We start from the raw sequence: 9,195 nt of genomic DNA, 5'->3' as shown, positions 1-9,195 counted from the left end.
TTTCGATTCCCATATCGGTATTTCAAATTGGCATGTCGATCGAAAATCATCAGGCTACTTTTTCCTTTCAAATACCCCATGAACTGAGATACACTCAACTTTGGTGGGATACTAACTAACATATGAATGTGATCCTTGCACGCATTCGCTTCGTGTATTTCCACTCCTTTTCTCTGACAAAGTTCTCGGATATTCTCACCGATGCTCTGTTTATACTTGCCATATATTATCTGTCTTCTGTACTTGGGTACGAAAACGATGTGATACTTACATCTCCACTTTGAATGTGCTAAACTGTTCTTGTCCTTCATGGGACGCCTCCTTCAATGATTTGAGTAAGTGGTCGGGAAACCAACTTTATCTTATCATGAAGTGAGGCTTTTTTTGACCCCACGCTGAAAGCTATCCTGAACCCCCGGCATAGCCGGGGGTTTTCAAAGTACAGAATAAGCTGTGTGTCAGTATAGACACTGGACTGGGCCGCACTGGCCACAAGCCCCATATCTTTTATCATACTTCACCCATTCCCTCCGCTGGTATCATCCAGTTCAGGTAACGACAGACCAGTACGATCTGTTAGGGATAAGGCTTATTCGCCACTTTCAGAACTACTCACGGAATGCTATCCGCCAAGAACTCTCCCAGGGTCAACGTATTTAATTGTGTCATGAGTTTTTCTTTGTTAAGCGTACTATTTTTTATCCTCGAATACAAGATTCAAGTCAGACAACGCATTTGCCAGTCGGGCAAACTCGTCTATGTCGAGTGTCTCGCCTCTTCGCTTTGGATCGATTTCAGCCTGTTCGAGAGCCTTAGCAATAATCTCTTTCGTATGTTCATCTTTTCCTAAAACACTTGTCAAATTGTTCCATAATGTTTTTCTTCTCTGCACAAACGCAGACCGGACCAGTCTGAAGAACAAGGGCTCGTCTTTCAAATCGGTCAGCCTTGCCGATTTTTCAGTCAGCTTGATGATGGCCGACTCAACATTCGGCTGGGGCATGAAGACTGTTTTAGGGACCGTAAAGGCAATCTCTGCATCCATATAGTACTGCACGGCAATCGACAGCGATCCATAGGCTTTCGTACTCGGAGATGCCGATATGCGGCTGGCTACTTCTTTCTGCATCATCATAATCATACGGTCAATATGCATGCCTGCTTCCAGAAAACGCATAATGATCGGTGTTGTAATGTAATACGGGAGATTAGCCACGAGAACGACTTCTTCTGCCTCGCTCAGATAGTCTGCTTCAAATGCCTTGAGATCCACTTTCAGGACATCAGAATGAATTATTTCGATATTCTTATAAGCAGACAAGGTATCATCAAGGACAGGAATCAGCCGGTCATCAATTTCAAAAGCTATGACTTTTTTGGCTTTCTTTGCAAGCTGTTCGGTCAGCGCTCCGATTCCCGGACCGACTTCGATCACCGTTGTTTTCTTTGTGACTTTTCCAGCCTTGACAATTTTACCGAGGATATTCGTGTCCACAATAAAATTCTGCCCCAGGCTTTTTTTGGCGGACAGATCATATTTGCTTAGTATCTCTGCTGTTCTCACAGGCGTTGCTATTTCTCTATATTCAGTCATGAGATGATTCCTTTCTAATCTCTTCAAGTGCATCTGCTACCTCTTTTTCCGTAATCCCGAACATATTCAGCCGTTTTTCCAGCTGCTTTCCATTAGTATAGCCTATGCGCAGACGATTCCCCAGTTTTTCTCTCAGCAGGCGGGCATCGGATGTCCCGATCAGGTTGTGTCTGATCAGGAAAGACTTTGTTACGGTTGGGGCATTATCAATTCTTTCTTCTACTACCTTGTCCAGAGCCTCTCTTATGGCGGTTACGGAAGCGTGTTCGATCCCTATGCTTTCACGGGACTTTCCCTGCTTTCTTGCTTCGTCTCTTGTCAGAAAGGCGTGCTTGACTCCGGGGATCCGTTGAGAAATAATTTTCCTTATCTGTTCACCAGGACCGTCCGGGTCGGTAAAGACGATGACCCCACGCGTTTCGTGTGCATGCTCGATCTGAACAAGGGTCAGGTCGTTGATTGCCGATCCATTGGTTTCGATCGTGTCACAATCAACAGACATTTTCAGACGCTTTGTATCATCTCTGCCCTCTACAACTATAATCTCTTTCAGTTTTTTCACTCGGCTACCCCTTCAGTTTGAATAAATCACGTGCATTCTCAGTGGTCAGTCGAGCAACTTCTTGGAAGGGCATCTGTCTAAGTGAGGCAATTTCTTCTGCTACATACCGGACATAAGCCGGTTCATTCCGCTTGCCTCTGTTCGGCATCGGAGCAAGATATGGGGCGTCCGTTTCGATAAGCAGTTTGTCTGCAGGGACTTGTTTTGCAACCTCTTTGACTTCCGGGGCATTCTTAAAAGTGACGACTCCACTCAAAGAGATGTGCATACCGATATCAATAAATTTTTCCATCCAGTAGGTATCCAGATTGAAGCTATGCATAATTCCGCCAGTATCCCCGGCATGCTCGTCTTTCAGCACCTTATACGTATCTTCAGTCGCTTCACGGTTATGGATACTGATCGGCAGTCCAAGCTCTTTTGCTACACGGATCTGACGTCGGAATACATCCTGCTGAACGGATTTTGGAGCAGTATCCCAGTAGTAATCCAGACCCATTTCTCCCATGGCTACAACGGTCTCATCCGACAGCCTGTCGATCAGATATGCTTCGACTTCATCAGAGTATGTCCCAGCTTCAGTAGGGTGCCATCCAATAATGGCATAAAGCCCCTCATGCCTATGAGTCAGTTCCAGGGCTTTGTCAATCGTCGGGTAATCGAATCCGACAATCGCCATTTGGTCTACCCCGTTTTCATTGGCCCTTCTTATTATCTCGTTCTCTTCACCTTTAAACTTATCTACATTAATGTGTGTATGTGTATCAAATAACATCTCATTTATCCTTCCTATCTGCTTCTTTGTCTGTCATCCTGTTCAGAATACACCATCCTCAAAAAAATTCCAATAAAGCCGGCCTCATTGCTCACCGCTTTACTGGAATTTTTAACTGTCAGGTCAGGCTACGACAGACCCGTTGGGCATATGAGCCGGAGCGTAAACAACAGTCAGGTTGCCTTTGGAATCTTCAGCTGACAGGATCATGCCCTGGCTGATTTCTCCACGCATCTTTCGTGGTTTCAGGTTGGCTACGATCACAACTTTTTTACCAATCAGCTTGTCCGGTTCAGGATAAAACTCAGCAATGCCCGACAGAATCTGACGGTGTCCGCCTTCATCTCCAGCATCCAGTCTGAACTTCAGCAGCTTGTCAGCATTTTCCACCTTGTCTACAGCAATGACTTCGGCTACTTTCAGCTCGACTTTATCGAAAATATCGTACTTGATTTCCTTCTCTTTAACAGAAGTCAGCTGGGTATTTTCCGGGTCAAATGCCTCATCTTCTTCAGTATCTACTGTAGCTTCCATCCAGCTTTTAATTTCTTCCACTTCACTCTCAACATCCAGGCGAGGGAAGATCGGTTCTCCTTTGGAAACAACCTGCCTTCCTTCAGGGAAGTGTTCGAAATTCACTTTATCAAAAGCCAGGTCAGACTCGTCCAGTCCCAGCTGTGTGACAACAGATTTAGCTGTGTGCAGCAGGATCGGCTGAAGCAAAGTCGCCGTGACTCTTAAGCTTTCCGCCAGGTGAATCATGACACTTTCAAGCTGATGTTTCTTTTCTTCATCCTTTGCCAGAACCCAGGGCTGAGTCTCATCAATATATTTGTTTGTACGGGAAATAAGTTTCCATACAGATTGCAAGGCTGAGCTGAACTGCATCTGATTCATGTTCAGGTCATACTCATTGACTGTCTCCAGTGCCTGCAGTCTCAATTCACCATCAAAGTCGGTGACATCGCCTTTGTAAGCAGGGATATGTCCATCAAAGTATTTATTCATCATGGCAATGGTCCGGTTGAGCAGATTACCCAGGTCATTCGCCAGATCGTAATTAATGCGGGATACAAAGTCTTCAGGAGTGAACACCCCGTCACTGCCGAACGTCACTTCTCTCATCAGATAGTAACGGACCGCATCGACGCCATAGCGCTCAACCAGTTTCTCCGGATAAATCACATTCCCTTTGGACTTTGACATCTTGCCGTCTTTCATAAGAAGCCAGCCATGACCAAATACTTGTTTCGGCAGAGGAAGATCCAGTGCCATCAGCAGAATCGGCCAGTATATCGTATGGAATCGTACGATTTCCTTCCCGACCATATGCACGTCTGCAGGCCAATATTTTCTGAACTGTTCCGGCTGAGCATCAAATCCGCCTAAATCCGGGTCATAGCCCAGAGCTGTAATATAGTTGGTCAGCGCATCGATCCATACATAAATGACGTGTTTAGGGTTCGAAGGAACAGGCACTCCCCAGTCGAAAGTCGTACGGGACACAGCCAGATCTTCAAGTCCCGGTTTGATGAAATTATTAATCATTTCCTTCTTACGTGATTCAGGTTGAATAAATTCAGGATGCTCCTCATAGTACTGAAGCAGACGGTCAGCACACTTGCTCATTCTGAAGAAGTAAGACTCTTCCTTGACCCATTCCACTTCATGACCACTCGGCGCAATGCCTCCAGTGACATTACCTTCAGCATCTTTAAAGACTTCCGTCAGCTGTGTTTCAGTGAAGAATTCTTCGTCAGAAACAGAGTACCAGCCAGCGTAGTCCCCAAGATAGATGTCCCCTTTTTTAAGAAGCTTCTCAAATATCTTTGCTACCACCGTTTTATGCTCTGGCTGTGTCGTACGGATAAACTGATCGTTTGAAATATCCAGTGTTTTCCACAGAGACTGGATGCTTTCTGCCATCTCGTCCACATACTCCTGTGGGGTCTGATTTCTCTCATTAGCTTTCTTTTCGATCTTCTGACCGTGTTCATCTGTTCCAGTCAGGTAATACGTGTCGAATCCTTTTAAACGTTTAAATCGGGCCAGCACATCACAGGCAATTGTTGTATAGGCATTACCTATATGAAGATTACCACTCGGGTAATAGATTGGTGTTGTTATATAAAAAGTTTGTCGTTCAGACAAGTGAATGTCCTCCTTTAGATTTATCTTAGGCATCGTCAGGCCTCATGTATACTTGATTAGTATAGCACAGCTCATATCGCTCTAAAAGTTCAGGTTTAGATCAGACCCAAGTGTTTTAATCCTTTAGCTATCCCATCCTGGTCGACTGGTGCTGTCACATGATCTGCGGCCTCTTTTATTTCATCCCAGCCGTTGCCCATCGCTACCCCTGTATTGACGTAGTCCAGCATTTCCTTGTCATTCGGACTGTCGCCGAAAGCATAGGTATCCTTCTGATTGAGGTTGAGCTTCTCCAGAAACTTCTGGATTCCTACAGCTTTGGAAATCCCTTCACTGATAATATCGACCGTGTAGTGATTGGAACGTGCAAAATGCAGCTCCGGAAACTCTTTACTGTAATGCTTCTCTTCATCCATGGATGTTTCTAAAATAACCTGATAGATCGGCTTACCTTCATATTCTTCTGGATTAGGCGGTTTTCTGATTAGACGCTTGAACAGCGACAGCTGAAGGTGTCCTGGTATGATCTTGCCCAGCCCTTTAAGAACTGTCCACACAGAACTTCTTTTAGCTAGAGAAACGATCGAGTTGCTGAAGATATCCTTCGCTCCACAGAGAATAATCCCGTTTTTGCGTTCCACTGCTTTCTCAGTCAGACGATCTACAGTCTCTTTTTGAATAGGATTATGAAAAATCACTTCCCCTTCATGCATGACAAGCTGACCGTTCATTGCAATATAGCTTTCGATGCCGAGCTCCTGTCTGATTTCTTCAATGAGAATCGGTGCCCGTCCTGTAGCAATCACAGGAATGATATCATTTTTTTTCAGCTGATCGATGGCTTTCTTTGCAGATTCAGGGATGGTATTACGTTTAGTCACTAATGTTCCGTCTATATCAAAAAATACGATTTTAGTCATCTGAGCCGTTCCCTTTCCTTTCAACTTCCTTATTATTGTATCACGTATTGCTTTCTGTATGTATGATTATGAAAAGAAATGCGAAACAAGTCCGCCCTGGCACCTTCAAAAATAGTGGGTTTGGCCCTGAATGAGCATCCTGCGCAATGGGTCCACCCATCTTTTTTTGAACGGTGTCAGACTTGTCCTTACAAGTTGTAGTGCTTTAGCACGTACAACTATTGTTGAGATCGACCGAGCGCTAGCGAGTAGTGTAGCTAGACAGTATCAATTATTGTTTAGCCATTGTTTTTATACTCAAAAGAAAAAGCCATTCTTCTCTGGCCTATACCCAGAAACAAGAATGACTTCTTTTCTTTATATCCGCTTCATTTATCTGACACCATCAGGATTTGCCCAGACGATTTCACTAATTGCTTCCATCAGGTCCGGATCGATATCCAGAGCAAGCAGTGCACTGATTACTCTCCCACTCGATTTACCTTTGACGATCGTACTGTAAATGTTCTCTTTCTCACTTGCTTCGATTTGAGCACGGTCCAGGAATCGGAAGAGTTCTCCATGCATATCGTTTTTCTTAAGTTCCACACCTTTAAAGTATAGAGTATACTGAGCATCAGACGGCTGCTCAGGGATCACGATCTTAGTAACTTTTCCTTGCCGTGTCACCTCGGCCTCCACTTTATCATCATTGACAAGGACTTCAGGCATTCGAGTGCATTTGAATCCTGTCAGTGATATAGTGAACTGCCTGTTTTTCGGAAGGACATCAATATTCCCTTCAGGACTGCTGATTTGGAACATTGCCCACTCGTCTCCATTCTCTTTCCATTTCAGAGACATCTTAGTTGTAGCGGCTTCGCTTCCCTGACCTAGTCCATCATCTTCATATAACGTGAAATTACCGTCTTCTCCGGCATAAACTCTGACTTCCATATTCTCAGGGTTGTCTATATGATTCTGATGACTCTGATCCATCGGAACAATTCCCCCAGCCTTCACAAATACAGGGAAAGTGGACATCGGTCTGAACACGTCAAGCATGCGGTCGCCCTCATAGCTGCGGTTGTTAAAGAAATCGTACCATTTTCCTTCAGGCAGCCAGACTTTCACTTTTCCTAACCGCAGATCATCTTTCGTTGGTGTCGTAATCGGCGCGACGATCATCTGAGTACCAAAGTAATACTGATTTGGTACATCATACGCTTCATCTTTCCAAGGATAGTGATAATACATCGGTCTGATCAACGGAAAGTCATCAAAGTGATTCAATACATTCATAGTATACAGGTAAGGAACCAGACGATGGCGAAGCTGCATGAAATCTGTCACGATGCGGTCCGCTTTCTGTCCATATCTCCATGGCTCTTTCCCGCTGAATTCCCCGTTCTGACTATGCAGACGATTGATTGGGGAGAAGACGCCGAACTGGACCCATCTGACGAACAGATCATTGTCTTTGATTCCGCCCATATGCCCGCCGATATCATGGCTCCACCAGCTGTAGCCTACATTGGAAGCTGTTGCTGTAAAATAAGGCTGGAAGTGAAGAGAATCCCATGTTGCGGCAGTATCTCCTGAAAAACCGATTGGATAACGGTGTGAACCGAGACCTGCATACCTTGAGAAAATAAGCGGACGATTACCGTTTCGCCCATGATCAAGGAAGTGGTAGTGATTGAGCATCCACAGTGGGTCCAGTCCTTCAACTTTTGTCACACTGCCTTGCTGCCAGTCGATCCACCAGAAATCTACCCCGATTTCTTCATGAGGATGGTGCAGATACTTGAAATAGGCATCTAGAAATTCAGGATCGGCGATATCGAACCGAATGGGCTCGTTCTCTTCAGCATTGACGCCGAGTTCCTTAGCCATTGGTTCATACATTTCTTCAAATGGCTGGACGCCGTTGGCCGGGTGCAGATTAAGTGTTGTGCGCATGCCATTATCCTTGAGCCAAGTCAGAAATTCTTCCGGATCGGGGAACAGTTCAGTATTCCAAGTGTAACCGGTCCATCCTGATCCGTATTCCGGTGGGATATCTGTCACATGCCAGTCCATATCGATGACAGCCACTGAAAATGGGATTTGTCTTTCCTGAAATTCGAGCATCAGACGTTTGTATCCGTCTTGACTGTATGGGTAATAACGGCTCCACCAGTTCCCTAATGCGTATCTCGGGAGGAGTGGCGTCTTTCCTGTCAGATAATGATAGTCCTTCAGGGCACCTAGGTAATCCCGACCATAGCCTAGGAAATACATGTCAGTCACATTCTTCGGACGCTTCTCTACCCAACCGTCTTCTGTCAGACGCATAGATGTACTGTCATCAAAAACTGAAAAACCGTCCTTGTTCATCAGTCCTTCTTCCAGTTCAATAGCTCCATCAGCGAAATCCAGGGTTCGTGCCGTCCCTTTCAGGGTATCAGGTTTATCTCCAAAATACCATGTACTGTGGTACAGACTGTAATTACCTATTGCTTCAATATTTAAATTATTTCGTGTAAAGCCACCCTCGGTCTTGTAAAACATCAGGTGAACATGTGAGGTGATGATTTCAATATATTCATCTGTTTCTTTTAAATTATATTCGGGCGTGTCAAAATCTCTGTTCAGGACTGTCTGAGTTGCCTCATCTTCAAAAATCCCTTCAGGGTGATGTTCTAATCGGATCATTGCAGGGGTAAGTACAGTAAACCGATAATTTTCCCAGGTTACAACGGACTCATCCGGTGCCAGGGGGTGTGTTTCCATTTTGAATGTTTCTGTTCTATTCTTTACCAAGCGCAGTCATCCTTTCCTCGTCTAACATAACTATATTTTAACATACCAGAAATGATCTGCCAGTTTTAAGTGTTTTACATTTATTAATAAAAACATAAAATCCTGTCTTTTGGATATGAGCTAAATCTATGTGTAAAATAGTTGTCGGAAAGTAAAATAGTAGGGTAAGAAATTAAAGTAGACAAAAAGGAAGAAGACCCTTAATCTAGAGATAACCACAAATCCAGAAAAGAGGTCTTCTTATGAATCAAATTATAGCAGAAATTGCCAGTATATTAAAGAATTCTGAAACATTATTAGACAGTGAAATACGATTAGATCAATACCTTCCAAAAGTCATGTGTGAGCTGGTTTCCAAAGCAATCGAGATGATTGATTTGGAATTAATTCATACTTATAAAGAAAAAGG

Annotated in this window: 8 protein-coding genes; all 8 read right to left on the bottom strand. The window is 44.2% G+C overall.

Features of this window, described 5'->3' with window-relative positions; genetic code table 11:
• A partial coding sequence (tnpA, locus tag ACYQ2O_RS08410; protein WP_459796413.1) for an IS200/IS605 family transposase occupies positions 1–311 on the bottom strand: 311 nt, incomplete at its 3' end.
• The gene (locus tag ACYQ2O_RS08405) at positions 308–514 is read right to left on the bottom strand and encodes a hypothetical protein (RefSeq protein ID WP_459770195.1); all 207 of its coding nucleotides are present in this window, start codon (positions 512–514) and stop codon (positions 308–310) included. The genes ACYQ2O_RS08405 and tnpA, both read right to left, overlap by 4 nt.
• A gap of 177 nt (positions 515–691) precedes the next feature.
• Positions 692–1,594 (bottom strand): 16S rRNA (adenine(1518)-N(6)/adenine(1519)-N(6))-dimethyltransferase RsmA, encoded by a 903-nt coding sequence (gene rsmA / locus ACYQ2O_RS08400; protein ID WP_459796412.1) that lies wholly within the window; start codon positions 1,592–1,594, stop codon positions 692–694.
• On the bottom strand, positions 1,587–2,156 hold the full coding sequence (gene rnmV, locus ACYQ2O_RS08395) for a ribonuclease M5 (protein ID WP_459796410.1): 570 nt from the start codon (positions 2,154–2,156) through the stop codon (positions 1,587–1,589). Before rnmV ends, rsmA begins: the two co-directional genes overlap by 8 nt.
• A gap of 4 nt (positions 2,157–2,160) precedes the next feature.
• Positions 2,161–2,931, bottom strand: a complete 771-nt coding sequence (locus tag ACYQ2O_RS08390) for a TatD family hydrolase (RefSeq protein ID WP_459796409.1) — start codon at positions 2,929–2,931, stop codon at positions 2,161–2,163.
• Positions 2,932–3,054: 123 nt separating this feature from the next.
• Positions 3,055–5,082 carry a methionine--tRNA ligase gene (gene metG / locus ACYQ2O_RS08385; RefSeq protein ID WP_459796408.1) on the bottom strand — a complete coding sequence of 676 codons (2,028 nt, stop codon included), beginning with the start codon at positions 5,080–5,082 and terminating at the stop codon, positions 3,055–3,057.
• 95 nt (positions 5,083–5,177) lie between these two features.
• On the bottom strand, positions 5,178–6,002 hold the full coding sequence (locus tag ACYQ2O_RS08380; RefSeq protein WP_459796406.1) for a Cof-type HAD-IIB family hydrolase: 825 nt from the start codon (positions 6,000–6,002) through the stop codon (positions 5,178–5,180).
• Positions 6,003–6,374: 372 nt separating this feature from the next.
• The gene (locus tag ACYQ2O_RS08375; RefSeq protein ID WP_459796404.1) at positions 6,375–8,786 is read right to left on the bottom strand and encodes a glycoside hydrolase family 31 protein; all 2,412 of its coding nucleotides are present in this window, start codon (positions 8,784–8,786) and stop codon (positions 6,375–6,377) included.
• Positions 8,787–9,195 lie beyond the last annotated feature (409 nt).

The sequence above is a fragment of the Alkalibacterium sp. m-11 genome (genome assembly GCF_054658155.1).
Note: the sequence above shows the minus strand (reverse complement) of the source record. Positions and strands in the feature narration are given on the sequence as shown.